This is a genomic window from Marinobacter sp. PE14 (assembly GCF_053566155.1).
Genome location: NZ_JBQXNY010000004.1, coordinates 209,124 through 233,707, shown reverse-complemented (window position 1 = coordinate 233,707; position 24,584 = coordinate 209,124). Strand labels below are relative to the sequence as shown.

Annotated in this window: 29 protein-coding genes; 23 read left to right on the top strand and 6 right to left on the bottom strand. The window is 54.7% G+C overall.

Annotated features, from left to right (window positions below):
• The first annotated feature begins 113 nt into the window (after positions 1–113).
• Both ACWJ62_RS14630 and ACWJ62_RS14625 read left to right on the top strand, forming a co-directional pair.
• Positions 114–1,130, top strand: coding sequence for a Fe(3+) ABC transporter substrate-binding protein (locus ACWJ62_RS14630; protein WP_449286847.1), 1,017 nt, complete (start codon positions 114–116; stop codon positions 1,128–1,130).
• 155 nt (positions 1,131–1,285) lie between these two features.
• Positions 1,286–2,974 (top strand): ABC transporter permease, encoded by a 1,689-nt coding sequence (locus ACWJ62_RS14625; protein WP_449286846.1) that lies wholly within the window; start codon positions 1,286–1,288, stop codon positions 2,972–2,974.
• A 5-nt stretch (positions 2,975–2,979) separates the two neighbouring features.
• On the opposite strand, the gene ACWJ62_RS14620 is transcribed toward ACWJ62_RS14625, so the two are convergent.
• Both ACWJ62_RS14620 and ACWJ62_RS14615 read right to left on the bottom strand, forming a co-directional pair.
• Positions 2,980–3,465, bottom strand: coding sequence for a thioesterase domain-containing protein (locus tag ACWJ62_RS14620; protein WP_449286845.1), 486 nt, complete (start codon positions 3,463–3,465; stop codon positions 2,980–2,982).
• A 132-nt stretch (positions 3,466–3,597) separates the two neighbouring features.
• On the bottom strand, positions 3,598–5,265 hold the full coding sequence (locus ACWJ62_RS14615; protein ID WP_449286844.1) for an AMP-binding protein: 1,668 nt from the start codon (positions 5,263–5,265) through the stop codon (positions 3,598–3,600).
• Positions 5,266–5,506: 241 nt separating this feature from the next.
• Here ACWJ62_RS14615 and ACWJ62_RS14610 point away from each other — a divergent pair, with 241 nt between their 5' ends.
• From ACWJ62_RS14610 to ACWJ62_RS14600, 3 genes are all read left to right on the top strand, one after another.
• On the top strand, positions 5,507–6,481 hold the full coding sequence (locus tag ACWJ62_RS14610; protein WP_449286843.1) for an ABC transporter substrate-binding protein: 975 nt from the start codon (positions 5,507–5,509) through the stop codon (positions 6,479–6,481).
• A gap of 66 nt (positions 6,482–6,547) precedes the next feature.
• Positions 6,548–7,462 (top strand): ABC transporter permease, encoded by a 915-nt coding sequence (locus ACWJ62_RS14605; RefSeq protein ID WP_449286842.1) that lies wholly within the window; start codon positions 6,548–6,550, stop codon positions 7,460–7,462.
• A 9-nt stretch (positions 7,463–7,471) separates the two neighbouring features.
• The gene (locus ACWJ62_RS14600) at positions 7,472–8,266 is read left to right on the top strand and encodes an ABC transporter ATP-binding protein (protein WP_449286841.1); all 795 of its coding nucleotides are present in this window, start codon (positions 7,472–7,474) and stop codon (positions 8,264–8,266) included.
• 45 nt (positions 8,267–8,311) lie between these two features.
• Here ACWJ62_RS14600 and ACWJ62_RS14595 read toward each other — a convergent pair whose 3' ends face one another.
• Positions 8,312–9,133, bottom strand: coding sequence for a DUF6160 family protein (locus ACWJ62_RS14595; protein WP_449286840.1), 822 nt, complete (start codon positions 9,131–9,133; stop codon positions 8,312–8,314).
• A 449-nt stretch (positions 9,134–9,582) separates the two neighbouring features.
• Between ACWJ62_RS14595 and ACWJ62_RS14590 the strand changes: the two genes are divergently transcribed.
• From ACWJ62_RS14590 to ACWJ62_RS14575, 4 genes are all read left to right on the top strand, one after another.
• Complete coding sequence (locus tag ACWJ62_RS14590; protein WP_449286839.1) at positions 9,583–11,721, top strand: adenosylcobalamin-dependent ribonucleoside-diphosphate reductase; 2,139 nt, start codon at positions 9,583–9,585, stop codon at positions 11,719–11,721.
• A gap of 27 nt (positions 11,722–11,748) precedes the next feature.
• A complete protein-coding gene (locus ACWJ62_RS14585) occupies positions 11,749–12,447 on the top strand; it encodes a TSCPD domain-containing protein (protein WP_014576864.1) in 699 nt (232 codons plus the stop codon).
• Between the two features lie 413 nt (positions 12,448–12,860).
• The gene (locus ACWJ62_RS14580; RefSeq protein ID WP_449286838.1) at positions 12,861–13,445 is read left to right on the top strand and encodes a hypothetical protein; all 585 of its coding nucleotides are present in this window, start codon (positions 12,861–12,863) and stop codon (positions 13,443–13,445) included.
• Between the two features lie 191 nt (positions 13,446–13,636).
• Entirely contained in the window at positions 13,637–14,137 is a 501-nt protein-coding gene (locus ACWJ62_RS14575; RefSeq protein WP_449286837.1) for an AAA family ATPase, read from the top strand.
• Positions 14,138–14,254: 117 nt separating this feature from the next.
• Here the strand turns inward: ACWJ62_RS14575 and ACWJ62_RS14570 are convergent, their stop codons facing one another.
• Together ACWJ62_RS14570 and ACWJ62_RS14565 are read right to left on the bottom strand one after the other, a co-directional pair.
• Positions 14,255–14,734 carry a nucleoside deaminase gene (locus ACWJ62_RS14570; protein ID WP_449286836.1) on the bottom strand — a complete coding sequence of 160 codons (480 nt, stop codon included), beginning with the start codon at positions 14,732–14,734 and terminating at the stop codon, positions 14,255–14,257.
• Positions 14,727–15,431, bottom strand: a complete 705-nt coding sequence (locus ACWJ62_RS14565; RefSeq protein WP_449286835.1) for an FMN-dependent NADH-azoreductase — start codon at positions 15,429–15,431, stop codon at positions 14,727–14,729. Before ACWJ62_RS14565 ends, ACWJ62_RS14570 begins: the two co-directional genes overlap by 8 nt.
• Before the next feature lie 144 nt (positions 15,432–15,575).
• Here ACWJ62_RS14565 and ACWJ62_RS14560 point away from each other — a divergent pair, with 144 nt between their 5' ends.
• The 8 genes from ACWJ62_RS14560 (at position 15,576) to ACWJ62_RS14525 (ending at position 19,753) form a co-directional block, all read left to right on the top strand.
• Positions 15,576–16,421 carry a LysR family transcriptional regulator gene (locus tag ACWJ62_RS14560; protein ID WP_449287095.1) on the top strand — a complete coding sequence of 282 codons (846 nt, stop codon included), beginning with the start codon at positions 15,576–15,578 and terminating at the stop codon, positions 16,419–16,421.
• Positions 16,422–16,482: 61 nt separating this feature from the next.
• Positions 16,483–16,770 carry a DUF1330 domain-containing protein gene (locus ACWJ62_RS14555; protein ID WP_449286834.1) on the top strand — a complete coding sequence of 96 codons (288 nt, stop codon included), beginning with the start codon at positions 16,483–16,485 and terminating at the stop codon, positions 16,768–16,770.
• Between the two features lie 64 nt (positions 16,771–16,834).
• Positions 16,835–17,314, top strand: coding sequence for an acyl-CoA thioesterase (locus tag ACWJ62_RS14550; RefSeq protein ID WP_449286833.1), 480 nt, complete (start codon positions 16,835–16,837; stop codon positions 17,312–17,314).
• Between the two features lie 90 nt (positions 17,315–17,404).
• Positions 17,405–17,803, top strand: coding sequence for a GFA family protein (locus tag ACWJ62_RS14545; RefSeq protein ID WP_449286832.1), 399 nt, complete (start codon positions 17,405–17,407; stop codon positions 17,801–17,803).
• Positions 17,804–17,846: 43 nt separating this feature from the next.
• Positions 17,847–18,161 (top strand): DUF2834 domain-containing protein, encoded by a 315-nt coding sequence (locus ACWJ62_RS14540; RefSeq protein WP_449286831.1) that lies wholly within the window; start codon positions 17,847–17,849, stop codon positions 18,159–18,161.
• Positions 18,162–18,265: 104 nt separating this feature from the next.
• Complete coding sequence (locus ACWJ62_RS14535; protein ID WP_449286830.1) at positions 18,266–18,532, top strand: DksA/TraR family C4-type zinc finger protein; 267 nt, start codon at positions 18,266–18,268, stop codon at positions 18,530–18,532.
• A 126-nt stretch (positions 18,533–18,658) separates the two neighbouring features.
• Positions 18,659–19,111, top strand: a complete 453-nt coding sequence (locus ACWJ62_RS14530; protein ID WP_449286829.1) for a GNAT family N-acetyltransferase — start codon at positions 18,659–18,661, stop codon at positions 19,109–19,111.
• Between the two features lie 45 nt (positions 19,112–19,156).
• Complete coding sequence (locus ACWJ62_RS14525; RefSeq protein WP_449286828.1) at positions 19,157–19,753, top strand: glutathione S-transferase family protein; 597 nt, start codon at positions 19,157–19,159, stop codon at positions 19,751–19,753.
• Here ACWJ62_RS14525 and ACWJ62_RS14520 read toward each other — a convergent pair.
• Positions 19,750–20,634 (bottom strand): LysR family transcriptional regulator, encoded by an 885-nt coding sequence (locus ACWJ62_RS14520; RefSeq protein WP_449286827.1) that lies wholly within the window; start codon positions 20,632–20,634, stop codon positions 19,750–19,752. The genes ACWJ62_RS14525 and ACWJ62_RS14520 overlap by 4 nt on opposite strands.
• Before the next feature lie 89 nt (positions 20,635–20,723).
• Here ACWJ62_RS14520 and ACWJ62_RS14515 point away from each other — a divergent pair, with 89 nt between their 5' ends.
• From ACWJ62_RS14515 to ACWJ62_RS14490, 6 genes are all read left to right on the top strand, one after another.
• Positions 20,724–21,473 carry an NAD(P)H-dependent oxidoreductase gene (locus ACWJ62_RS14515; RefSeq protein ID WP_449286826.1) on the top strand — a complete coding sequence of 250 codons (750 nt, stop codon included), beginning with the start codon at positions 20,724–20,726 and terminating at the stop codon, positions 21,471–21,473.
• A 95-nt stretch (positions 21,474–21,568) separates the two neighbouring features.
• Positions 21,569–22,111 (top strand): DinB family protein, encoded by a 543-nt coding sequence (locus tag ACWJ62_RS14510; protein ID WP_449286825.1) that lies wholly within the window; start codon positions 21,569–21,571, stop codon positions 22,109–22,111.
• 3 nt (positions 22,112–22,114) lie between these two features.
• Positions 22,115–22,558 carry a GFA family protein gene (locus ACWJ62_RS14505; protein ID WP_449286824.1) on the top strand — a complete coding sequence of 148 codons (444 nt, stop codon included), beginning with the start codon at positions 22,115–22,117 and terminating at the stop codon, positions 22,556–22,558.
• Positions 22,551–22,883 (top strand): YnfA family protein, encoded by a 333-nt coding sequence (locus ACWJ62_RS14500; protein ID WP_449286823.1) that lies wholly within the window; start codon positions 22,551–22,553, stop codon positions 22,881–22,883. The genes ACWJ62_RS14505 and ACWJ62_RS14500 overlap by 8 nt, the downstream gene beginning before the upstream one ends.
• Positions 22,884–23,102: 219 nt before the next feature.
• A complete protein-coding gene (locus tag ACWJ62_RS14495) occupies positions 23,103–24,014 on the top strand; it encodes a serine hydrolase domain-containing protein (protein ID WP_449286822.1) in 912 nt (303 codons plus the stop codon).
• A gap of 66 nt (positions 24,015–24,080) precedes the next feature.
• Entirely contained in the window at positions 24,081–24,509 is a 429-nt protein-coding gene (locus tag ACWJ62_RS14490) for a DUF4399 domain-containing protein (RefSeq protein ID WP_449286821.1), read from the top strand.
• Positions 24,510–24,584: the final 75 nt, after the last annotated feature.

The following is a 24,584-nucleotide window of genomic DNA, read 5'->3' as shown; positions in this document are numbered from 1 at the left end:
AAGGAGATATTGACTATACAAGTAATAGAAATGAGAATGGTTGGCGTTTTTAAACGCCTGTAGATCTCAGTGCGGGCAAATTATTGTCGGAATCATCAGAAAAGGAAGGGATTATGCGAATGAAACTGGCTGCCACTGCAGCAATCGCCCTCTCTGCCATGCCCATGGCCGCCTCCGCAGATGGCGAAGTCAACATCTACTCCTACCGTCAGGCATATTTACTCGAACCCCTGCTGAACGCTTTTGAACAGGAAACCGGCATCAAGAGCAACGTGGTCTTTGCCAAACAGGGTCTGGCAGAGCGATTGGAGCGCGAAGGCCGCAACAGCCCGGCAGATGTGGTGATGACAGTGGATATCTCCCGCCTCAACGAGCTGGTAGAACGTGATCTGGTTCAGAACGTGGACAACGACACTCTGGAAGAGAACATTCCGGAAAACCTGCGCCATCCCGACGGCAAGTGGTTTGCCCTGACCACCCGCGGGCGCCTGATTTTCGTTTCCAAGGACCGCGTTGAGGAAGGTGAGATCACCACCTACGAACAACTGGCAGACGACAAGTGGAACAATCGTATCTGCACTCGCAGCGGCAAGCACCCCTACAACATCGCCCTGTTCTCCTCCATGATCGCCCACCATGGTGAAGCCGAAACCGAGAAGTGGCTGGAAGGCCTGAAAGATAACCTGGCCCGCAAACCCCAGGGTGGCGACCGTGACCAGATCAAGGCCATTGCCGAGGGCGTATGCGACATCTCCATCGGTAACAGCTACTACTACGGAAACATGCTGCAGGACGAAAACCAGCGTCCGATCGCCGAGCAGGTTCGTCTTGTATTTCCGAACGCCGAAGGCCGGGGCACTCACGTAAATATCAGTGGTATTTCCCTGACCAAGAGCGCACCGAACCGCGAGAACGCCATCAAACTGATGGAATTCCTGTCCTCGCCGGAAGCCCAGCGCATCTACGCCGAGGCAAACACGGAATACCCGGCAAACCCGGAAGTTCAGCCTTCAGGACTGGTTGCCGAGTGGGGTGAGATCAATCCCGACAACCTGTCACTGCAGGAGATCGCAGATAACCGCAATGCCGCAGTCAAACTGGTTGACCGCGTCGATTACGACGGCGAGTAATGGTCAGCGGTGGGGGTGGTTTCGCCACCCTCACCTGCCCCTCGGCAGGCGCTTCCCCGTTCCGGTATGACGCCAGTCGTTGCAGGCATCAGGTCAGGTGACTACAATCTGCAACCTTCAAACGGACAGACCCCACATCCAGACACAGGGACACTATGAGCGAGGCCGCAACCAGCGTTAATCCAGGGCTATCCCAGCCCCTGCTGGCTAAGCGCACCTCTCCGAAATGGATGATCAGCGCAGTGCTGACCACCGCCATCGTTGCCCTTCCGGTTCTCTCGGTTATTTTCCTGGCCTTTTTTCCCGAAGAAAACATCTGGCCACACCTGATCGAAACCACACTTCCCCGGTACCTGACAACCACACTCAAACTGATGATTGGGGTGGGCGCGCTTACCCTGGTTATAGGCCTGGCTTCGGCCTGGGCGGTCACCATGTGCGAGTTTCCGGGCCGCAAATTCTTTGAGTGGGCGATGCTGCTACCGTTTGCGGTGCCCGCCTACGTTATTGCTTATGTTTACACCAGCCTGTTGGACTACGCAGGCCCTGTTCAGGGTGCCTTAAGAGACCTGTTTGGCTGGAGCAGTGCTGCAGACTACTGGTTTCCGGAAATTCGCAGCCTCGAAGGCGCCACGCTGATGATCGGGCTGGTCTTGTATCCCTACGTTTATCTGCTGGCCCGTGCCGCCTTCCTGGAACAGTCCCCGTCTCTGTTTGCGGTCAGCCGCAGTCTCGGCCACTCCGCGCTAAGCACGTTCTTCAGGGTGGTTCTGCCCATCGCCCGGCCGGCGGTAGCCGTAGGCCTTTCTCTGGTGCTGATGGAAACCCTGAACGATTTTGGCACCGTGGACTTCTTTGCCGTTCAGACCCTCACCGCCGGCCTGTTTGATACCTGGATGAACCTGGGCAACCTCGGCGGGGCGGCTCAAATAGCCACCACAATGCTGATCTTCGTGGTGATCCTGGTTACCCTGGAACGCTATTCCCGAAGACGCCAGCAACAGTTCGCAGCGCGGGACAACCGTGAGCCGATCCAGCGCTTCACCATGTCTTTCCCGCGCCAGATGATTTGCGTAGCTGTTTGCGCTTTGCCGGTGCTGTTCGGTTTTGTGATTCCCGGGGCGACCCTTGGGCTCTACGCGTGGGAATACTTCGGTGAAAGCTGGAACCCGGATTTTGTCCGCAACACCTTCAACAGCCTGTTCCTCTCTGGCACGGCAGCCCTCACCACTCTGCTGATCGGTGTCACGCTCGCCTACAGCCGCCGCCTGCACAACACTCGCAAAATGCAGGTACTGATGCGTCTTTCCAGCCTGGGATATGCCATGCCCGGGGCAGTGCTCGCCGTTGGCGTGATTGTACCCCTGGCGGGTTTTGACAACTGGCTGGATAGCCTGATGCGGGATGTATTCGGAATCAGCACGGGCCTGTTACTCAGTGGGTCGGCCTTCGCCCTGGTCTTTGCCTACACCGTGCGATTCCTTGCCGTTTCGGCCGGTAGTGTGGAAAGTGCGTTGCAGAAAATTACGCCAAGCATGGACATGGCATCGCGGTCACTCGGACACAGCCCGGGCAACACCCTGGTGCGTGTCCACCTGCCCATGCTGAGAGGCACACTGGTGACAGCAGCCCTGGTGGTGTTCGTGGATTGCATGAAGGAATTGCCGGCTACGCTGATACTGAGGCCATTCAACTTCGAGACACTGGCGACCTACGTGTACCAGTTCGCCTCTGACGAGCGCCTGTACCACAGCGCCCTGCCCGCCCTGATTATTGTTCTGGCCGGCATCATTCCGATTATTCTGATGAGCCGCTCAATCTCCAACAGCCGGTCAATCGCCTGACAAGCTCAGAAGGTTACCCGGGATTTCACATCCTGAACCACGAACCGCCCCTGAAAAACCGCCACAGGATCGCCCTCCGGCATTGCGGTTGGTTCGCCGCAAAAAACCTCAGCCGTCAGATCGAGCCGTCCCTTGCCATGCCGGGCCAGACTTTTTCGAAAACGTTCCGGTATCTCGTCACCGGGCAGGCGGCAGACCACATAGAAATCCGAGGACACGGGCTCGAGGTAGTCGATATTCCCGCTCTGCACCACCACATTGCCCTTTAACCCAAGATCCCATAGCGCCAATTCAGTCAGGCCCCAGGCTGCAGTAACCGCCGCAGAGTACACGCTGCCTCCGAACCCCGTACCCTGGTGGTTGCTGTTGGGCTCCAGCGGTGCGCTGAGCAGCAGAGAATGGCCATCCCAGGAATGCAATTGAATCCCCAACGCCCGGGAAAGGGGAATTTCGTCCTGGATACGCTTCTGGAAAAGGGACAACTGGCTCATAACATCCTCCTGATATCCTTCCAGTTTAGGCCCGCTTCCCCCTTTTCCCTATGCGACTTATGTCGGTTTTTTCCACTACAAAAAAGGCCCGGCAGAGCCGGGCCAAAACATCTTCACCTGTAATCGAAAGCTCTACTGCCAGATAACCGGCTGACGCTGCGCGTACCACTTGTCGACTTTCTCCTGGTAGGCGTCTTCAACCACATTACGCTTGAGCTTCATCGTCGGCGTAAGGAAGCTGTTCTCGATCGACCACTCGTCGCTCACCACCGTGATGAACGCCAACTGCTCGTGTGGATCCACAGTCTTGTTAACATCAGCTATCAGCTTTTTGAAGCTCTCTTCAATCTCCTTCCGAAACGCCTCATCCGCCATTTTCGGCCGGGCCTCTTCGCCCAGCATTATGAGGGCAAAGGGCTGAGTCTGATTGGCACCGGAGACACACACCATTTCGATGGCGTCATGGGACATCAGGCGGTTCTCGATGGGTGCAGGGGCAATGTACTTGCCCTTGCTGGTCTTAAAGATTTCCTTGATGCGGCCAGTGATCTTGAGTCGGCCCATCTCATCAATCTCACCCTTGTCACCAGTTTTCAAAAAGCCGTCTTCGGTAAAGGTTTCCCGGGTTTTCTCTTCGTCCTTGTAGTAGCCCATCATAGTGGCCGGGCTCTTGATCTGAATCTCACCCTCCGGGCTGATACGGGTTTCAACCCCCGGCGCGGACTCACCGACGTAACCTGTTCTTGAACGACCCGGCTTGCTCATGTGGGAATAGGCAAAGTTCTCGGACATGCCGTAACCTTCCAGCAACTCGAGGCCAAGGTTGCGGTACCAGTCCAGAACGTCGCTCGCCAGGGGTGCCGAGCCACTGCCGGCCAGTTTGACCTTGTCGAGCCCAAGGCCCTTGAGGATCTTCTTTTTGATCAGCTTGTTGACCACCGGAATCTTCAGCAGCCGATCCAGCTTCTTCTTCGGCAGCTTCTGGAGCACACCGTGCTGGAATTTCACCCAAAGGCGCGGTACCGAGAGGAACAGCGTTGGCTGGGCACGCCGCAAATCTTCCACGAAAGTATCCAGAGACTCCGCAAAGAACAGGTGGAAGCCGGCATAGAGCGACGCCAGCTCAACAAAGGTACGCTCGAATACGTGAGCCAGGGGCAGGTACGACAGCATGCGCTCCTCGGAGCCCACACCGAGCACCTCCATGCCCCCCTCTGCCGCATAGGCCATGTTGTAAAAGCTGAGCATGACGCCCTTGGGTTTACCGGTGCTACCGGAGGTGTAAACGATGGTGGCCAGCTCGTCGGCATCACGCTGAACGTTTTCTTCCAGAGGCGGATACTTGGCGACAATATCGTCCCAGGTTTCGAAATCATTGGGAGGGCTCAGCGGAAAGGAGATGCAACGCACGGATTCCGGCACGCCCGGTTTCATCATGTCCCAGTCATCCAGCTTGCCCACAAACACCACCTCGCACTCGGCGTGGTTAAGGATGTAAGTGACGGTATCGGCGTTCAGGGTGGGATATAGCGGAACGGAAATGTGACCGGCCATCCAGATGGCCCAGTCGGTCATGATCCAGTGGGCGCAGTTCTTGGAGATCAGGCCGATGCGGCTCTTTTCAGGGAGGTTCAGGGATTTGAGGTAAGACGCCATGCGTCGCGCCTCATCCACCGCCCGACCCCAGGTATATTCGACCGTCTTGCCGTCCCCGATCGGCTGGGTCATGTAAACGGAGTTCGCCTTGGTCTTCTCCCAGTGATAAACCATATCCAGGGGAAGTTTGTTTGTTGTGTCCATGGACCTTCCTTGCAGTTCGTTATTCGAGTTATAGATGACTTATTATTAGACTTTCGTAGGGTATTTCAACATAGTATGAGCGGTCAAAACGTGACACAAGCAAAATAATTTCCAACTGCATCTATTGCAACCAAAACACCGCCATCGTCAACACCCCCTACCCCTCGAACCCCTTGCCTGTGGTAAACTTTCGCCCCTTCAGATTCGCAACATATAAGTTAACCTACCCGGAGATGGGCATATGGCCAAGACAACCCTGCGCACCCTGTTCGGTGCCACCCTGCTGGCGTTGGCAACACTTGTTCAGGCACAGGAACCCCGCGTGGTAGCCATCACACAGATTGTGGAGCACCCGGCACTGGACGCCGTCTACCAGGGCATAAAAGATGAACTCGCCGAGCGCGGTTTCAAAGAGGGCGAAAACCTCAAAGTGATGCACGAAAGTGCCCAGGGCAATTCGGCCATCGCCTCCCAGATTGCCCGCAAATTCGTTGGTGAAAGCCCCGACGTAATCGTGGCGATTGCAACGCCTTCCGCGCAAACCGTTGCCGCTGCGGCCCGCAATACACCGGTGATTTTCTCCGCTGTTACCGACCCGCTTGGTGCCAAGCTGGTAAGTAATCTGGAGGCGCCTGGCGCCAACATTACCGGCGTGAGCGATATGCTACCGATCGACAAACACCTCGACATGCTGCAGCGCGTAATGCCCGATGCAAAACGCATTGGCACGGTATACAACCCGGGCGAAGCCAATGCGGTCTCCCTGGTGGAACTGCTCGAAGAGCGCCTCGCCGCCCGTGGTCTTGAACTGGTAAAAGGTGCTGCCACCAAAACTTCCGAGGTTCTTGGTGCCGCCCGCTCCCTGGTTGGTAAAGCAGACGCCATCTATCTGACCACAGACAATACCGTGATCAGTGCTGCCGAAGCGGTTATCTCTGTTGGAGAGCGCGCCGGCATTCCGGTATTCGCGGCAGACACCGCTACCGTTGAGCGCGGCGCCGTTGCAGCACTCGGGTTTGATTACTACGACCATGGCCGCCAGACCGGCGTGATGGTTGCCCGGGTACTGAATGGCGAAAAACCTGGCGAGATGGCGGTTGAAACCATGGATAAGCTGGACCTTTTCGTGAACCCGGCCGCTGCAGAGCGCATGGGAATCACCCTGTCAGATGATGTAATTTCAGACGCAAAGAAAGTTATCGACAGCGCCAAGTAATCCCCCTGAACCCAACGGGCGGCCCTCACGAGGGGCTGCCCGTTTTATCATTGGTGATACCCGACCATGCTGAGTAACATCGCTCTTTATGGTGCCATTGAGACCGGACTGATATATGGCCTGGTCGCCTTCGGCATCTACCTCTCCTTCCGAGTGCTCGATTTCCCGGATCTCACTGTCGATGGCAGCTTTCCGCTCGGTGCTGCTGTCGCCGCTGTACTGATCATTGAAGGCTGGAACCCCTGGCTGGCTACCGGCTGTGCAGTATTGGCCGGCATGGCCGCAGGCGCAGTGACTGCCCTGCTGAATGTGAAACTCAACATTCTGAACCTGCTGGCTTCGATTCTGACCATGATCGCGCTCTACTCTGTCAACTTGCGCATTATGGGCCGTCCGAACGTCGCCCTGCTGACTGAAGAAACCGTGCTGACCCCCTGGTACGACCTGGATCTGGCCTACCACCAGGTGCCGGTGCTGCTCTTCGTCATTGTGGTCTTTGTCGCCCTGATACTTCTGTGGCGGTTTATGAAATCCGAAACCGGCCTGGCCATGCGAGCCACTGGTGCCAACGCCAGAATGGCCCGAGCACAGGGCATCGCCACCGGCGCCATGATCGTTCTTGGCGTTGCCGTCTCCAACGGCCTGGTTGGGCTTGCCGGCGCGCTCTTTGCCCAGAGCCAGGGTGCTGCTGATGTCACCATGGGCGTAGGCGTGATCGTCATTGGCCTTGCCTCCCTGATCGGCGGTGAAGCCGTGGTGACGCCCTCCAACGTGGTACGCGCGCTCATCGCGTGCGTGGTGGGCGCAATCATGTACCGGCTGGCCATTGCCTTCGCTCTGAATGCGGATTTCCTGGGACTGCAGGCCCAGGATCTGAACCTGATTACCGCGGTTCTGGTCACCCTGGCCATCGTGCTGCCCGGCGTGCGCTCATCGATTGCCGCCAAACTTTCCCGCAACTCTCCACGCAACAAGGCCTGAGGAGGCGACATGATCAGTGCAACCGATCTCCGGCTTACCTTCGGCAAAGGCACACCGCTGGAAAACCCCGCCCTCCGGGGTATGAGCCTGACTGTTAACCAGGGCGAATTCGTTACGGTTATTGGCAGTAACGGCGCCGGCAAATCCACCTTCCTGAATGCCCTGGCCGGCGAAGTACTGGTAGACAGCGGCCAGATCATCGTCGACAACCTGGACGTCACCAAACTGCCGACCCACAAACGGGCCGGCCGTGTTGCCCGGGTATTCCAGGACCCACTGGCCGGGACCTGCGAGGGCCTCAGCATCGAGGAAAACCTCGCCCTGGCCATCAAACGTGGCCAACGCCGGGGCCTCACAAGCGCCGTGAAGAAGCAGTACATGGAGAAGTTCAAGGACAGCCTTGCGTCCCTGAATCTGGGCCTCGAAAAGCGCCTCGGCGACAAGATGGGTCTTCTATCCGGCGGCCAACGCCAGGCCGTGAGCCTGCTCATGGCAAGCCTCACGCCCTCCAGCATCCTGCTGCTGGACGAACACACGGCCGCGCTGGATCCCAAAACCGCTGCATTCGTGCTGGAACTCACCACCAAAATCATTGAGGAGCAGAAGCTCACCGCACTGATGGTGACCCACAGCATGAAACAGGCGCTTGAAGTCGGCAGCCGCACAGTAATGCTGCACCAGGGCCAGGTGGTGTTCGATATCGCAGGCAAAGACCGCGAAGGTCTGGAAGTTAAGGATCTGCTTGGCTTGTTTGAAAAACAGCGCGGGTTGGAAGTGGACGACGATAGTCTGTTGCTGGGATAAAAAACGGGGGCCGATCTGGCCCCCGTTTTGGTTTTACACCCAATATCAGTGGCCGTAGACCAGCAGCTGGGTATTGGTGATCGCCAGGTCATCCACAAACACGCTGCCGATGGATGTTCCCCCAACGAGAACTCCCCCCATGGTGATGTCAGCATTGAACGAGTTCAGATCAATCGCAAGACTGTCTACACCAAGGCTATTGGCCCGCTTGTAGATATCCAGATCAACCTTGGCAAACAGGTCCGGAATGTTTTTGTTGCGAACCGGATCATAAGTGTTGCCTGTCAGCCTGAAGTCGCGGACCCCCAACGCCAGGAAAGGCATGTCGAAATCCATGTCATCGATGGCGATGTCTGTTCTCAAATTCATGACATCGGTATCGGCATCAATCTCGATGTTGGCACCGCCCATCAGGATATCGGCATTAAAGTTATCCAGAATGGTGGTGGTGCCGCCAGTCCCTGTAAGGTTCCATGCGCCGGTGGAGACTCGCAGGTCTACCGCGCCGAACGTCTGAGGCAAAACGTTGATGATGGCATCGCCATCGCTGAGGATATCAATCTCAATCCGGACATTATCCAGAAGGTCCGTTTCCTGAGCGGCGCCACCCATAAGATTTACCCCCAACTCCGGGAACAAATCACTCCGGTTGGTACCACCCACGAAGATATCGTTGATCTCCATGGACCCCTCATCGGTATAGATGAAACGATCAATGTTCAGTTTGGTTTCCAGCTCGATGGTCACACCGGCCTGGCCGGTGATCATGCCCATCGCCGAGTCATCCAGCATCTGGATCTCGGCTACGGCTGCAGGTGGAACACCCGCAACGCAGAGCGCTAGCAAGGTAGGTTTCAGGCCTTTCATTATTATTTCCTTGTTTTTAGTCTCTTTCACATCCTGTGGGCCACTGCAGTTTTCGACACCACGTCCATACTTTAGCGACACGTTCAAACCGGGTACGTGCAGGGGTCACAATTCATGTGACTCACGGATCGGCCTAGGGCCTGATCAATTTTTAGACCACAACATGTAGTGGTTTTGAACCTTTAGCCCCAAACCGCTGTTTTAGAAAAAATTTCCCGGATTCAAGCCGGTTTTGATTGATTTTCTTTGCCCCGAAGCGTCTATCAATAGTTGCGTTCTTATTCACAGAACACTATATCCTGTTATACTCCTTTCAGATTCAGCCCATATATAGTGGTTAAAAAGAAAACAGGCCCAAGGCCAAAGACACGATTCTCAAGGGGAGTGGCGCCGCCGGTATAAGGACTGGTGCCACGAAAAGAAGACATACCGGAAGACAGAGGGTGGAAATGAACGCTAAGGCACAGGCAGTGGTAACAACAATTCCGATGCAGGAAGCCTCGATCGACATCTGGCACAGCAAATACCAGCTGAAGACCAAGACCGGCGATCCCGTAGACAAGGACATCAACGCAACCTACGAACGCGTTGCCAAAGCCCTTGCCGAGGTGGAAAACAAATCCGTACGCACCCAGCACATGAAGAATTTCATATGGGCCCTGCAGAACGGCGCTATTCCCGCCGGCCGGATTACCTCTAACGCCGGTGCCGAAGCGCACAAGCCGGCAACCTCCACCATCAACTGCACCGTTTCAGGCACCGTTCAGGATTCCATGAACGACATTCTGGAAAAGAACCACGAAGCCGGGCTTACCCTCAAGGCAGGTTGTGGTATCGGTTATGAATTCTCCACCCTGCGCCCGAAAGGCGCGTACGTAGCCGGCGCCGGCGCCACCACCTCCGGCCCGCTGTCGTTCATGGATATCTTTGATCGCATGTGCTTCACCGTGTCCTCTGCCGGTGGCCGCCGCGGCGCCCAGATGGCCACGTTCGATGTGCACCACCCGGATGTGATCGACTTCATTCAGGCCAAGCGTGAAGATGGCCGCCTGCGCCAGTTCAACCTCTCATTGCTGATCACCGAAGATTTCATCGAAGCCGTGCGTAACGACGACGACTGGCACCTCTCCTTCCCTGTTACCCAGAAGGAAGTGGAAGATGAGGAGCTGGACCTGAGCGACGAAAGCCAGTTTGTCTACCGTGATTTCCCGGAACAGAAAGGCTACGTGGTAAACGGTGAGGGCAAAGTCGCCTGCCGCATCTACCGCACCCTGAAAGCCCAGTTCATCTGGGACACCATCATGACCAGCACCTACGACTATGCCGAGCCAGGATTTATCCTGATCGACAAGGTCAACCAGATGAACAACAACTGGTTCTGCGAAGACATCCGTGCAACCAACCCCTGCGGTGAGCAGCCCCTGCCCCCTTACGGCAGCTGCCTGCTGGGCTCTGTAAACCTGACCATGTTCGTGGACTACCCGTTCACCGACAAGGCCAGCTTTAACTACGAGAAGTACCGCAAGGTTGTGGCCATCTTCACCCGTATGCTGGACAACGTGGTTGAGATTAACGGCCTGCCGCTGGCTGAGCAGCGCCACGAAATCACCTACAAGCGCCGCCACGGTATGGGCATCCTGGGCCTGGGTTCCACCCTGGCCATGCTGCGCATGCCTTACGGTTCTGCAGAATCCGTACAGTTCACCGAAGAAGTCGTACGTGAAATGGCCGTGGAAGGCTGGCGCCAGTCCCTCGCCCTGGCCGAGGAAAAAGGCGTTGCGCCGATCATGGACGACGAGTTCGAGATTACCCCGAAAATGCTCACCAAGTGTCCGCAGCTGTCTGAAGACGGCTACAAACTGGGCGACAAGGTGAAAGGCCGCATCCTGCACGCCAAGTACAGCAAGTACATGCAGGAGATTGCCAAGGTAGAGCCGAAGCTGGTGGAAGAACTGGCCGAGAAAGGTGGTCGCTTTACCCACCACACGTCCATCGCGCCGACCGGCACCATCAGCCTGTCACTGGCCAACAACGCCAGTAACGGCATCGAGCCGAGCTTCTCGCACCACTACGCGCGTAACATCATCCGCGAAGGCCGGAAGACGAAAGAGAAAGTCGACGTATTCTCCTTCGAGCTGCTGGCATACCGTCACATGGTGAACCCGGGCGCCATGCCTTTCTCTGAAGAGGAAGACAAAAAGCTGCCGGCCTACTTCACCACCTCAGACGACGTAACGCCGTCGCAGCACGTGGACATCCAGGCCGCCGCCCAGAAGTGGGTAGATTCCTCGATTTCCAAAACCGCGAACGTTCCAACAGACTTCGCCTATCAGGACTTCAAGGACATTTACCTGTACGCCTACGATATGGGCCTGAAGGGTTGCACCACCTTCCGCTTCAACCCGGAAGCCTTCCAGGGCGTACTGGTTAAGGAAAAAGACCTCGAGAACACAATGTACGAGTTCACCCTGGACGATGGCAGCAAGGTCACCCTCAAGGGCAACGAGCAGGTAGAGTACGACGGCGAAATCCACAACGCCGCCAACCTGTTTGACGCGCTTAAAGAAGGCACCTACGGCAAGTACTGATCCGGGAACCGACACAGGACAACGAACATGACAGTTAAAATCAGCAACAAAATCGTCGGCTACCGCGTAAAGAAGGCCGACCCTGAAGCAGCCGCCGAACACCAGGCACCGGTGCATGCGGAAACCAAACCCGTTCAGATGAACGAATACATCGAACGGCCGGACTTTCTGCTGGGCACCACCTACAAGATCAAGCCGCCGGTGGCCGAGCACGCGATGTACATCACCATCAACGACATCCTGCTCAACGAAGGCACCGACCACGAAAGCCGGCAGCCGTATGAAGTGTTCATCAACTCCAAGTCGATGGAACACTTCCAGTGGGTCATCGCCCTCACCCGCGTTATCTCTGCGGTATTCCGCAAGGGTGGCGACGTAACCTTCCTGGTGGAAGAGCTGCGCAGCGTGTATGACCCCAACGGCGGCTACTTCAAGAAAGGCGGCGTGTTCATGCCTTCCCTGGTGGCTGAAATCGGCGCCGTGATCGAGAAGCACCTGAAGGCCATCGGCCTGCTGGAAAGCGAGGAAATGAGCGAAACCACCAAGCGCATCCTCGCCGAAAAGCGCGCCGAGTTCGAAGCCAGCCACAGCACGGCCACGAACGATGAAAAGGCCAGCGACTTCCCGCCGAACGCCACCATGTGTGGCAAGTGCAGCACCAAGGCGGTGATCGTAATGGACGGATGTGCGACTTGCCTCTCCTGCGGCGATAGCAAGTGCGGTTGAGGTGATTGATTGCACTGAGTGACGAGAAGGCCTGAAGTGAAAACTTCGGGCCTTTTTGTTTGGTGGGCAGAAAAAGTGATCGGCTTGATCAAAAAGTCGGTGATATTAGGAAAAGCGGTCGTGATGATCGTTTTTATCGAAGCTCTGGGAAAGGCTTGGAATTCAGGACATTGAATCTAAAGCACTTTTGGTTAGATTTAGGAGCGGTCAAAGAGGATATTTTGTCGGGGATTATGATCATCACGACCACTATACAAATGTTATGTATAAAGACGAAAAGACATCCAGGAAACGTCCTAGAAATCCGCCACTGAAAGTCATTAATGTATAATAGAAATGTATCAAGATCTAAAAGATAACGTGGTACATAATCAAGGCTAGGTATTTGGAGGTAAAAGCGTGTTGGTGCGCAAGTGATAGAATCACATGATGGGAAAAATATGATAGCTCACTTCATTTTTATCAGGAAACAACGTTCTTCAGCATTGTTACTAATTTTTAATGCTGGCGTGGCACTACTCATGTACTTGGCGGCAAATAAATATCTTCCTGATTTAACGAGCGATAAAAATGCGATAACACAAATTTTCGACATTCTCGATATCGCAATTTGGTTTATTGAAGCTATTTTGATTGGATTAGCAATGTGGTTTTGGTTTGAAAATAAGCAAATTAGGGTTTGTGTCACACCAACCACTTTGTCCTATTTTGACCCAACATTCGGTGATGTAAGCTGGCAAGTAAACATTTCCGACATTACAGAGCTTAAGCAAGTAACAGATACAAGACAGGAATTTTTTTCTAACTTAATCGTGCTTAAAAACGGTGAGCAGAAAAAAATAATGTATGGAAATTATCGTGGTTTTGATCGGCGAGCTTTTTTTGACGCACTTGTATTAGTTAACCCGAATATCATTGTTCCTGAAAGTATATATAGCTACAAAAAACAAATACCATCATGGGCCAAGCGTTTACGGAAAAGATTTGGATTAGATTAGTGATTTCTAACGAAAACAAGAGCGAAAATTGAGATATCCACAGAAATCCACTATAGAAATAAAAATATTTATTGTTAAAAGTTATATGTATGGAGGCAGGCATAACAATCGACTGCACTGCGACCAATATTCCGCCGCTTCACGGCTACAAATCGGCGCGTGAGCCATGCGTTATGCCTGAGGATTAAGCAATGAGTTCGTACGGAACGTTGATATTCTTCTGTGGGAAGATGGGAGCTGGCAAAAGCACTTTGTCTGGCAAGATCGCTCGCGAGCGGGGAGCCGTGCTTATTTCTGAGGATGAATGGCTGGCCGCCCTATTCCCGGGCGAGATCCAAAATTTCAATGATTACATTGCTTACTCATCCCGCCTTAAGCCAGTGCTGAGATCACACGTTGAGCAAGTGCTCTTGGCTGGTACGTCTGTGGTCCTGGATTTTCCCGGCAACACCCGTAAGCAGAGAGCCTGGTTCAAGGATATATACTCAAAACATGGCATTCCTCATGAGCTGTACTTTTTGTCGGTAGATGATGAAGTTTGTTTAAAACAGCTGAAACAGCGACAGAAAGAACAGCCTGAACGAGCTCAGTTCGACACCGAGGAGGTCTTTAGAGTGGTTACGGGTTACTTTGAGCCGCCCGAAGAGTCGGAGGCGTTCAACCTCCAGATTGTTGAAGGAAAGTCCGGATAACGCGCTACTGCTGCCGGGCGCATCTACGTTGGCACTCAGTTTCTAGCCAGACAAACTTGGAAATGCCAGCGTGGCGGCTCAGGTTTAAGCCGCCACGCCATTAGCACACCACTACTCTCAACCACTCAGACCCATCCTGGCCATCTGGAATGGGAGTAACTTCCTGTCGTTAACCAAAGTCACAACATCGAGCTCATTAATGAGGCTGGGGGTCAAATACCTGTAAGTCCACCGATAATCGAACCCGTTTTCTGCCGCCTCATATCGATCCAACAATATACGGACATTCGCAATGCCAGCCATACGGATCGCCATGTAACAGAGAGCGCAAGGCTCTCCTGAAGCAATCAACGTCGCCCCTTTTAAAGAGACGCTATTTTCATTCCGTGAAGCGTCCCTTATCGCCTGTATTTCTGCGTGTGCGGTACAATCCAGATGCTTGGCAACCTGATTTACCCCCTTGCCGACAACGTCTCCATTTTGATTGACGATCACAGCGGAAAACGGCAAACCACCGGCTTTTACATTGCTAATAGCCAGATCGATGGCGCTTTCGCCACAGGTTGCCAGACGCTCTTCATCAATTCGGTCACGCATCGGTGACCTCATTTCTTGGCGATAGCGCCGGGGCTGAAAGGCTCAGCTCTGAAGCAAGGCTTTCGGCTCGAGCTTTGGCGTTAGCTACTGACACTCGGTGCCGCTCGTCGCCAAATTCCTGATATTCAGCGGCGACCTCATAAATGGTGTCCACCCCGAGGTATTTGCTCAACGTTCTGAGGTGCGGCACCAGGTGGCCAGACTCTTCTCTTATTCCGCCTTTTTCAAAGCCAAACTCTCCGCTGGAGGTCACGATGATCAATGTCTTACCTGAGAGCAGAGGCTGCAGCGGGAAGTCTCCTCGTTCGAGATCGAAATCAAACGTCTTGCCAATGCGAGCGATCTGATCGAACCAGGCTTTTAGCTGAGCCGGCATACCGTAGTTGTACATGGGTGAGGAGATCACAATAACGTCGGCTGCTGAGACCTCCGCGATAAGTGTATCGGAGAGTGCCAGTGTCTCCTGCTGCGCCGGGGTCCTATCTTGCTCCGGGGTAAACACCGCGCCAATCCAATCCTGGGTAATGAAAGCAGGTGGATTCACCCCAACGTCACGATAGATATATTCATCTTCAGGACGGTTCTGTTTCCAGGTATCAATGAATCGACGGGCGACATTTTTCGATATGGAATCGTGATCCGGGTTCGGGTTTGTCGCCGCTCTGACGCTTGAATCAATGTGTAATAGTGTGCTCATGTTCATTTCCTTGGCTGATTGATTACAGGAGCTAGTTTGTGGCGCTGGATGGACTTGCACAAACGGAAAAATTACACTTGCAGATGAATTAAACTCATCCAAACGTTCATGAACTCGTGATTGACCTGGAGATTCACATTGCAGGTGTCATTACAGGCGCTGAAAGCCTTTGAGTCGGCTGCCCGCCGGGGTAGTTTCAAGTTGGCGGCAGAAGAACTTTCGCTAACGCCGACAGCCATCTCACACCACATTGGCAACCTGGAAAGCCGATTAAATGTGAGCCTGTTTCATCGGCAGGGAAGACGGATATCATTGACGGGAACGGGTATCCGATTAGCCAAAGCGACCTCCGAAGGGTTTCGCAAAATCGACAGCGCTTTGGAAGAGGTGGTGAAGGCAGGCAATACGGTCAGGGTGACGACGACATCATCGTTGGCAGCGATGGTGCTGATCCCTTCTCAGCACGATTTCGAACAAGCCAACCCCGAGATTTCTGTGGAAATATCGACCGGCGAGTCGGTCGACAGCCAATCCTATATCATTCCCATTCGGTTCGGGGATGTCTCAGTTGCTGAGCATTCTGATGTCATTCGATTTGAGTCATTCAATGTATTTGGTGCTTATGGAATGACGCCTCCTTCCTGGGAGAATGAACCCATTACGCTTTTCAGCACGGAGTGGAAAAACAAAGCGTTACCGCCCCCTCCCCTGGCCGCCTGGTTGGAAAAAAATGGACTGGAGGGAGCCAAGTTTCAACTCAAAACGTTTGATCAGGAGCTTTTCGGGATCCAACAGGCTATGGCAGGCAACGGGCTGGTGTTCTGCTCTTCAACGCTCGTCGACAGGCTGGTGAAGGCCAACGTTCTGCAGCACTTCGACACTCAATCGGTAACATCGGATTTGTGCTATTACGTTCCAAGTAGGGATAGCTTCGAAACGAGAAGTGCGGCCAGATTCCTGAATTGGATCGAAGGTGTTTTGAACCAGTAATTCCTGCGGTCACTGGCATTTTTCGTGACCATCCAGCCCAATTGAAGACCGGAGAACGCAGATGACCGCCTACGTGATCGGCAACATCACCGTAAAAGACCCCGACAAATGGGCAGAATACCGCAGCCTTGTTCCGGAAACGCTGGTTCCCTGGGGTGCGGAACTGGTACTTCGGGGTACACAGGCAAAGGTGCTGAGCGGGCAATACCTGCACACCGATACGGTGGTTATCCGCTTTCCCAATGCGGATTCCGTCGCCGATTGGCACGACTCTCCTGCCTATCAGGCATTGGTGCCGTTACGCACCCAGGCAGCAGATGTGGATCTGGTGACGTTCGAGGCCGATTAATAACTACTGCCACCGCCAGCACCCTGGCGCCTATACTGGACAGCAAAACCAACAGAGAAGCGCCATGGAAAACAATTCAACAAGCCTGAGCATGACCGTTCTGATGACGCCGGACAAAGCCAATTTCTCAGGCAACGTGCACGGCGGCACCCTGCTGAAGTACCTGGATGAGGTTGCCTATGCCTGCGCCAGCCGCTACGCGGGGACCTATGTTGTTACCCTGTCCGTCGACCAGGTGATGTTCCTACAGCCCATCCAGATTGGCGAGCTGGTCACCTTTCTGGCCAGCGTGAACTATACCGGCCGTACCTCCATGGAGATCGGCATCAAGGTGGTTACCGAGAACATCCGCGACAAGTTGGTTCGCCACAGCAACAGCTGCTTCTTTACCATGGTGGCGGTTGATGACAACGGCAAAGCCGTCGCCGTGCCGCAGCTGGTCCCGAGCACCGATGATCAGATACGGCGATTTGCCAACGGTAAGGAGCGCAGGGCCATTCGTACCGAACTGGAGGAACGCTACAGGGAACTGCATAAAAAATGAGTCCGGTGCTCTAAACGTCACGCGATGGTATGGTTCTGGAACGGATCGATGCCAGTATTGAAGACGAAGGGATCAACAGGAGATGACCCTATGCACCAAACCGGAAGCTGCCTGTGCGGCGGCATCAAGTACGAAATCCATGGCCCCCTCACAGATGTTCTGAACTGCCACTGCACCATGTGCCGAAAGCTGCACGCGGCAGCATTTCGGACCCGCGCCAAGGTAAAGTCAGCTGACTGGCGCACGGTGCAAGGCGAGGAGCTCATCAAGTTCTACGAGTCGTCCCCCGGTGAGCACAAGGCCTTCTGTTCCAACTGCGGCTCCAGCCTCTACACGAGATTTGATGCCCAGCCGGATGTGCTTGGGTTCCCGATGGGCACTCTGGATACTGATCCGGGCGTGAAGCCGGAGCGGCACGTTTACGTCGGTAACAAGGCGCCCTGGTTTGAGATTACGGACGACCTGCCCCAATACACAGAAAATCCCTGAGTCGAGAACCAACAACCTTCAATTCTTTAAATCAAGGAAGATTATGAAAGTATCCCCCCTCCCCCTCATCGTTCTCTGCCTGTTCATGGGCTTCACTTTCTGGGTAATGGCCGGAGCTGAGCAATCGCTCCTGGCATTCGGCGCCCAGTTGATGTCGAGCCCCGATACCGCACAGGTTGTTATCGATCTCTACATTCTCGCTGCGCTGGCTTGCATCTGGATGTACCACGACGCCAAATGTCGAGGCAAAGGATTGGGTTACCTCATTCCGTTTTTCGTGCTGACAGCAGTGTTTGTCTCGGCCGGGCCCTTGCTGTATCTGGCACTTCGAGGTGGGCGCGAGACTGAAGCCGGTTAGCTTTGACCATTCAGGTGGGCCAAATCAGCGTCGGCCATCTTTGAGCACCCGAGCTACAATGCTAACGTTGAGTAGTTTCAGTCAGTCAGACTTCGGAGGGCCCCATGGCAGGCGGATGGTCTCGTGATGGTGCGGTTCAGGAACAGATCGACGCAAGCGTTGAGGATGAAATCCAGCGCGCACGCAGCCAGTTGGCCAAAGGCGAGAGTGCCGAGGAATGCGATGAGTGCGGAGCAACAATTCCAGAGGCCCGGCGCAAGGCCATTCCCGGTGTTCGTTTTTGCATTGACTGCCAGTCGGCCCATGAAAAGGAGCACAACCAGTCTGGCGGCATCAATCGCAGGGGTAGCAAGGACAGCCAGCTGCGATAGAGGCGGCCCACAAAGTAGCCCGGGCGGGGGTTAAAGAGGAATATCACAATGAGGGCGACAGGTGGGTCAAAGGCAAATCCCGAGAATGAATCGCCATGGTGTTCCCTCCCGGAGTAGCATTTGAACATGGACGTTTCAATCGAACCGGGGCGGGTTGATCATCTTGATGGCATTCACGCTCTGGTCCTCGAATGGGGTTATACAGCCAGCAGGCTCCGGACGAAAGAATGGCTCGAGGCAATCGCTGACTCTCCGGACCATCAGATTTTCGTCGCCATTTCCGGGGCTTCGGTCGTTGGATGGATAGCAGTGGAAAAGCGCCTGTTCCTCAGCGAGCTGTATGTCGCGGAAATTACAGGCCTGGTTGTAGGCTCCCGCGCACGGAGAGCTGGCATCGGCCAGTTATTGGTCCAGTCTGCTGAAGACTGGTCCAGTTCTATGGGGCTCCCGCGGGTGGTGGTGCGCTCTAATGTAACGCGCCTGGAGTCTCATGGCTTTTATCCAGCGGTCGGCTATACGCAATCCAAAACGACGCATGTCTATACCAAAGACCTCAAGCAACCCGGATCGAAACCCTGAACGCCCCGGCCTGAAATACGTCGCACTCCCAGCAAAGGAAACTGCATGAAAATCTACGGCGATACCAAATCCGGCAACTGCTACAAGGTTCAGCTCGTTTGCCAACTGCTGAACATCGACCATCAGTGGATTGATGTCGACATTCTGGCCGGCGACACAAAATCCGATGATTTTTTGAAAAAGAACCCGAATGGTAAAATTCCTCTGCTGGAGCTGGATAGTGGCGAGGCGCTGTCAGAGTCCAACGCCATCATCAACTACCTCGCATCCGGCTCTGATCTGTACCCGAATGGCGGCCTCGCCCAGGCCCGCGTTCTGCAATGGCAATTCTTCGAGCAATACAGCCATGAGCCGTTTATCGCCGTCGCGCGCTTTATCAACAAGTACCTGGGACTCCCGGCGGAGAAAGCCGATGAGTACGCCGCCAAACAAACCGGCGGGCACAAGGCCTTACAGGTGATGGAGCAGCAGCTGGCACAAACGCGATTTCTGACGGGCGAGAATGTCACTACCGCAGATATCTCACTCTATGCATACACCCACGTCGCAGATGAAGGTGGTTTTGAGCTGGAAGCCTACCCTGCGATTCGGACATGGCTGGATCGCGTTGCGGCATTGCCGAATTTCAGGCCTATGGTTTAATCCAGCGCTTGCCTCAATCCCTCACCGATGACTCGGGTAAACTCCCGGATTCTTTTGACCCGTTTCAGGTCAGGATGCGTGAGAATCCAGAGAGGGATATCCAGCTCTGCAATGGGATCCGTCAGGCGGCAAAGCTCTGGATCGGCATCCCCCAGGTAGTCTGGTAGCACGGCCACTGCCCTGCCTGATCGAGTGGCGATTTGCATGCCCAGCATTGAGTCAACGCGGTAACTGCAGCATTCACTCAACCCGTTTCGGGCCATCCAGGTTTCCAGGGCCCGGTTGCCCATGTGCGTATCCGGGCCAATCCACTGGTGCCCGGTTAAGGTGTCCAGAGGGGCCCGCCGGTTTTGCCAATGATGCCGTTGCCCATAGACGCTCTGCCGGATTACTCCAACCTTCCGCCCAACCAGGGTTTCTGGCGGATTCCCGGTGGGGCGAATCGCGACGTCTGCTTCGCGTTTGCTCAAACTGTGCACCTGGTTCGAGATGACAACTTCCAGCTTGATATCGGAGAAGTCCTCACGAAACTTTTCGAACGATTTGGCCAGCAAACCCGCAAATAGAGTGTCGGTTGTGGTGACCCGGATGGTTCCTGAAAGCTTCAGGTCTTTTCCTGCAAGCCGGCGCTCAACGCCAGTGATATCCTCTTGCACCCTTTTCGCGACGGTGAAGATGTCCTCTCCGGCGGCGCTTGGCGTGTATCCCGTACGCGACCGTTCAAACAGAACCACACCCAGCTGATCTTCCAGATTGGTGAGCCGGCGGAAGACTGTCGCATGGCTGATTCCCAGCTGCCTGCCAGCTCCTGATAGCGTTCCCGTGTCGGCAATAGCCGACACAATCTGCAGATCATCCCACCGAATTTGCTGTTCATTCATGCAAATTAGATTCGCGCATATTGAGAATTTATGTGTATTGAGGAACAGCTTAGGCTATCGCCAGATGAATGCAAAAGGAGTGATGGGCTATGAACGTGTTGATTGTCTTCGCTCACCCCGAGCGCAAATCGTTCAATGGCGGGCTGGTTGATGTAGCGATAGAGTCCCTTCAGGCTGTTGGACACACGGTGGAACTCAATGACCTTTACCGGCAAGAATTTGATCCGATCGAACGTGCCGACCACTACCGCGAGCGTGTTGATGACACCTATTTCGCCCCGTTGACCGAGCAGCGGGCTCATTATGAACGAGGCGCGCTGGCTCCTGAGGTTCAGAGGGAAATCAGCCACCTGGAGTGGGCCGACCTCGTGATCTTCCAGTTTCCCCTCTGGTGGCACTCGCAACCGGCAATCCTCAAGGGTTGGTTCGATCGGGTTCTGGTATACGGAGGGCTCTACTCCGGGAGCCGACGTTACAACCGGGGGCACTTCCGGGGCAAAAAAGCCATGTTGTCTGTTACCACCGGGTCTCCGGAGCAGGCTTTCATGCCCTTCGGCCGCGCTGGCAATATGGTGGAATGGCTATGGCCGATGCATTCCTCGCTTTACTACGTGGGGTTTGATGTTCTGCCGCCCCAGGTTAGCTATGGCATTCAGGGAGGGGGAATTCGTTACGAGGATGAGTCCACGTTCAGGGAACAGCTGGAACAGAAGAAAACAATGTTGGCGGAGCGGCTGCCGGGACTTTTTGACGAGCCCCCTATTCCTTTTACTGGTTGGGAAGACTGGGACGAGAGCGGCGTCCTGAAACAAACGCACCCAATGCGCTGGCGTCTATAGAAAGTAGAGCGGTTGTCGCTCTATATTGTTAATACATTCTGTTGTTTCTTAAGACCCGCAACCCCCGCATAAAGAGTTCGGATAGGACGAAGAAAATGAGCCTGAAAGAACACTTCGAGTTAATGGCCGCCTACAATCAGTGGATGAACACCAAGATCTACGAAGCTGCTGGTATTCTTGATGAAACAGAGCTGTCCAGGGAACGTGGTGCGTTCTTCGGCTCCATTCTCGGAACACTGAACCACATTGTTGTTGGCGACACCATTTGGCTAAAGCGGTTCGCCATGCACCCAACGTTTAGCATTGCACTGAAGGAAGTCGCAGATCTGCCCTCACCCAACAAACTGAACGATATCCTGTTCGAGGACTTCGCCGCACTGTCGGAGCGGAGGGCCTGGCTCGACAACCATATTATCGGTTGGGTTGGCACGTTGTCGGATGACGACCTGAACGTGGTTCTCCGTTATCAAAACACGAAGGGGGTTCCAGCGAACCGTCGGTTCTCCAGTCTTCTTCAACACTTTTTCAATCACCAGACCCATCATCGCGGGCAGGTTTCTACGCTGCTCTCACAAGCCGGGGTGGATATTGGGGTGACAGATCTTCTGGCGCTGATTCCAGACCAATCTAAGGAATGAAAAATGAACGGCGAATGCCTGTGTGGCGAGGTGAAGTTTGAAATCAAGGGCTATCTTCCCAACCTCTACCAATGCCACTGTTCCCTCTGCCGGAAGGTAACGGGATCGTCGGCGAATGCGGCAACTTTTGTGAAGCAGAAGGATTTTCGCTGGCTGTCTGGTCAGGACAAAATCTCTTCTTTCCAGAAGCCAACAGGCTATCGCAGTGATTTCTGCTCGGTATGCGGTAGTCCAGTACCAAACCAACTGAGGGGCATGGAGTTGGTTTGGGTTCCTGCAGGACTCCTGGAGGAGTCATTTGAAGGGGCCATGACCGTAAACGTGCATCTTCACATGGGCTCAGCTGCCTCCTGGGAGCGTGACTCCGGGGAGTGCGTCCGCCTGGAGGCAGGGCCCGAGAGCCTTGAATCTTTGCAAGAAGCTTTACAGGAAAACCCCTGTGCCTGAACTGAAAACCATCGGTCTGTTTCTCATCACCGCGCTGGCTGAAATCGTTGGCTGCTACCTACCCTATCTCTGGCTTCGCGAAGGAAAGAGCATCTGGCTTCTGGTGCCCGGAGCCCTGAGCCTTGCGGCATTTGCCTGGTTACTTTCCCTGCATCCCACCGCCGCCGGGCGGGTTTATGCGGCCTACGGCGGTGTGTATATCTTCATGGCCATTCTCTGGCTCTGGGCTATTGATGGTATCCGGCCAACCGTCTGGGATCTGGTGGGTTCCGGCGTAGCATTGCTCGGCATGGCGATCATCATGTTTGCGCCACGAAGCGCATAAATTTGCATCGCGTACCCGATAATCACCACAGATCTGATTAAGCCGTGACCTCCTCTGGGCGCGCTGACGTACAGTAGTCATATGATCGACGTTCCACTTACCAAAACGAAGACGCTAGCGCCTCCTTACACTATGCAACGCTTTTCATATTGGCTTTTCGCACTGCTGCTCCTGGTGACCCCGCCAAGCCACTCAGAGACGGCCGACTGGCAAACAGAGGTGTCCAGAGAGGCTGCGAATCTTGAGCGCCTTCACACCCTGATTGTTATTCATGAGGGTGAGGAAGTGCTGGCACTGGATTTGAAGAGTGCCGGGCTGGACACGCCAACCAATATCAAATCTCTCTCCAAGACAGTGCTCGCTGCGCTGGTGGGTATCGGCATCGAAAAAGGCGTGTTTGAGGGAACCAGTCAACCGGTTATTGAAACGCTCGGTGACCGCGTACCGGCCTCCGCTACCGAGGGCGTGGACCGGATAACTCTGGGTCACCTGCTGTCGTTGCAGGCCGGGCTGCAGCGAACATCTGGCCGTTACTATGGCCCCTGGGTGAACAGCGATAACTGGGTGCACCATGTGCTTACCCGGCCGTTCGTGGATGAGCCGGGCGGTCGCATGCTCTACTCCACCGGCAGCAGCCACCTGCTCTCCGCCGCGCTCACCGAAAGCGCCGGACGCAGCACCCTCGCCCTGGCGCGGGAATGGTTGGGCGAGCCGCTGAATATAACCATTCCCGCCTGGGGCCGGGACCCCCAGGGGATATATTTCGGTGGCAATAATATGGCTCTTTCGCCAAGGGACCTGGCAAAAATCGGCGAGCTTTATCGCAATGAAGGCCGCCTTGGTGATCGGCGCTTGTTTCCGGAAAACTGGGTGCGCGCATCCTGGACTGAACGCGGAAGGTCCGCCTACACAGATGATCCCTATGGCTACGGCTGGTTCCAGCAGCCGCTCGCCGGCGAAATGGGATATTACGGGCGGGGGTACGGAGGCCAGGTACTTTATGTGATGCCCGCCCGTAAACTGACCGTGGTGATGACCTCCGACCCTACCCCACCCTCGCCGGGTTCAGCCTTTTTGCGCCGCCAGTTCCAGTTAATTGAGGACCACATAATTCCCGCCCTTGAGAGCTGACATTGCCGCCAAAACTTCAGTTCCTCAACTATACTCATCTTTGGCAAACACCAGGGAGGAAATGAAATGAACAGGATCGCTATTACCCTATCTTTAGCTCTGTTGACTGCGCCAGTTGCTGCGTTCGCAGAGAGCATGAGTTCCGAAGCTCCGGCCAACGCCGGCGTGTATTTCGTCCAGCCAACCGATGGTGCAACCGTCGAGCAAACCTTTAAAGTCGTCTTTGGCCTCCGAAATATGGGCGTGGCGCCCGCTGGCGTTGAGAAATCAGGCACCGGGCATCACCACCTGCTGATCGATACCGATGTGCCTTCTGATTTAAGCCAATCTCTTCCGGCAACGGATCAGATCAAGCACTTTGGTGGCGGGCAAACCGAAACCGAGATCACGCTATCACCGGGTAAACACACGCTGCAGCTTTTGGTAGGTGATCACATGCATGTGCCGCATAACCCGCCCGTGGTTTCCAAGAAGATCACAGTGATGGTGGAATAACGTTCTAACCTGAAAGGAATGGCCAGTGCAGAGCTTCATCTCAGTCAATCCCATGGACGTCCGATCATGGTACTG

What these genes read in the sequence shown, in the direction of transcription:
- ACWJ62_RS14630 (WP_449286847.1), top strand. Translation starts at nt 114, where the DNA reads ATGCGAATGAAACTGGCTGCCACTGCAGCAATCGCCCTCTCTGCCATG.
- ACWJ62_RS14625 (WP_449286846.1), top strand. Translation starts at nt 1,286, where the DNA reads ATGAGCGAGGCCGCAACCAGCGTTAATCCAGGGCTATCCCAGCCCCTG.
- ACWJ62_RS14620 (WP_449286845.1), bottom strand. Translation starts at nt 3,465, where the DNA reads ATGAGCCAGTTGTCCCTTTTCCAGAAGCGTATCCAGGACGAAATTCCC.
- ACWJ62_RS14615 (WP_449286844.1), bottom strand. Translation starts at nt 5,265, where the DNA reads ATGGACACAACAAACAAACTTCCCCTGGATATGGTTTATCACTGGGAG.
- ACWJ62_RS14610 (WP_449286843.1), top strand. Translation starts at nt 5,507, where the DNA reads ATGGCCAAGACAACCCTGCGCACCCTGTTCGGTGCCACCCTGCTGGCG.
- ACWJ62_RS14605 (WP_449286842.1), top strand. Translation starts at nt 6,548, where the DNA reads ATGCTGAGTAACATCGCTCTTTATGGTGCCATTGAGACCGGACTGATA.
- ACWJ62_RS14600 (WP_449286841.1), top strand. Translation starts at nt 7,472, where the DNA reads ATGATCAGTGCAACCGATCTCCGGCTTACCTTCGGCAAAGGCACACCG.
- ACWJ62_RS14595 (WP_449286840.1), bottom strand. Translation starts at nt 9,133, where the DNA reads ATGAAAGGCCTGAAACCTACCTTGCTAGCGCTCTGCGTTGCGGGTGTT.
- ACWJ62_RS14590 (WP_449286839.1), top strand. Translation starts at nt 9,583, where the DNA reads ATGAACGCTAAGGCACAGGCAGTGGTAACAACAATTCCGATGCAGGAA.
- ACWJ62_RS14585 (WP_014576864.1), top strand. Translation starts at nt 11,749, where the DNA reads ATGACAGTTAAAATCAGCAACAAAATCGTCGGCTACCGCGTAAAGAAG.
- ACWJ62_RS14575 (WP_449286837.1), top strand. Translation starts at nt 13,637, where the DNA reads ATGAGTTCGTACGGAACGTTGATATTCTTCTGTGGGAAGATGGGAGCT.
- ACWJ62_RS14570 (WP_449286836.1), bottom strand. Translation starts at nt 14,734, where the DNA reads ATGCGTGACCGAATTGATGAAGAGCGTCTGGCAACCTGTGGCGAAAGC.
- ACWJ62_RS14565 (WP_449286835.1), bottom strand. Translation starts at nt 15,431, where the DNA reads ATGAGCACACTATTACACATTGATTCAAGCGTCAGAGCGGCGACAAAC.
- ACWJ62_RS14555 (WP_449286834.1), top strand. Translation starts at nt 16,483, where the DNA reads ATGACCGCCTACGTGATCGGCAACATCACCGTAAAAGACCCCGACAAA.
- ACWJ62_RS14550 (WP_449286833.1), top strand. Translation starts at nt 16,835, where the DNA reads ATGGAAAACAATTCAACAAGCCTGAGCATGACCGTTCTGATGACGCCG.
- ACWJ62_RS14545 (WP_449286832.1), top strand. Translation starts at nt 17,405, where the DNA reads ATGCACCAAACCGGAAGCTGCCTGTGCGGCGGCATCAAGTACGAAATC.
- ACWJ62_RS14540 (WP_449286831.1), top strand. Translation starts at nt 17,847, where the DNA reads ATGAAAGTATCCCCCCTCCCCCTCATCGTTCTCTGCCTGTTCATGGGC.
- ACWJ62_RS14535 (WP_449286830.1), top strand. Translation starts at nt 18,266, where the DNA reads ATGGCAGGCGGATGGTCTCGTGATGGTGCGGTTCAGGAACAGATCGAC.
- ACWJ62_RS14530 (WP_449286829.1), top strand. Translation starts at nt 18,659, where the DNA reads ATGGACGTTTCAATCGAACCGGGGCGGGTTGATCATCTTGATGGCATT.
- ACWJ62_RS14525 (WP_449286828.1), top strand. Translation starts at nt 19,157, where the DNA reads ATGAAAATCTACGGCGATACCAAATCCGGCAACTGCTACAAGGTTCAG.
- ACWJ62_RS14520 (WP_449286827.1), bottom strand. Translation starts at nt 20,634, where the DNA reads ATGAATGAACAGCAAATTCGGTGGGATGATCTGCAGATTGTGTCGGCT.
- ACWJ62_RS14515 (WP_449286826.1), top strand. Translation starts at nt 20,724, where the DNA reads ATGAACGTGTTGATTGTCTTCGCTCACCCCGAGCGCAAATCGTTCAAT.
- ACWJ62_RS14510 (WP_449286825.1), top strand. Translation starts at nt 21,569, where the DNA reads ATGAGCCTGAAAGAACACTTCGAGTTAATGGCCGCCTACAATCAGTGG.
- ACWJ62_RS14505 (WP_449286824.1), top strand. Translation starts at nt 22,115, where the DNA reads ATGAACGGCGAATGCCTGTGTGGCGAGGTGAAGTTTGAAATCAAGGGC.
- ACWJ62_RS14490 (WP_449286821.1), top strand. Translation starts at nt 24,081, where the DNA reads ATGAACAGGATCGCTATTACCCTATCTTTAGCTCTGTTGACTGCGCCA.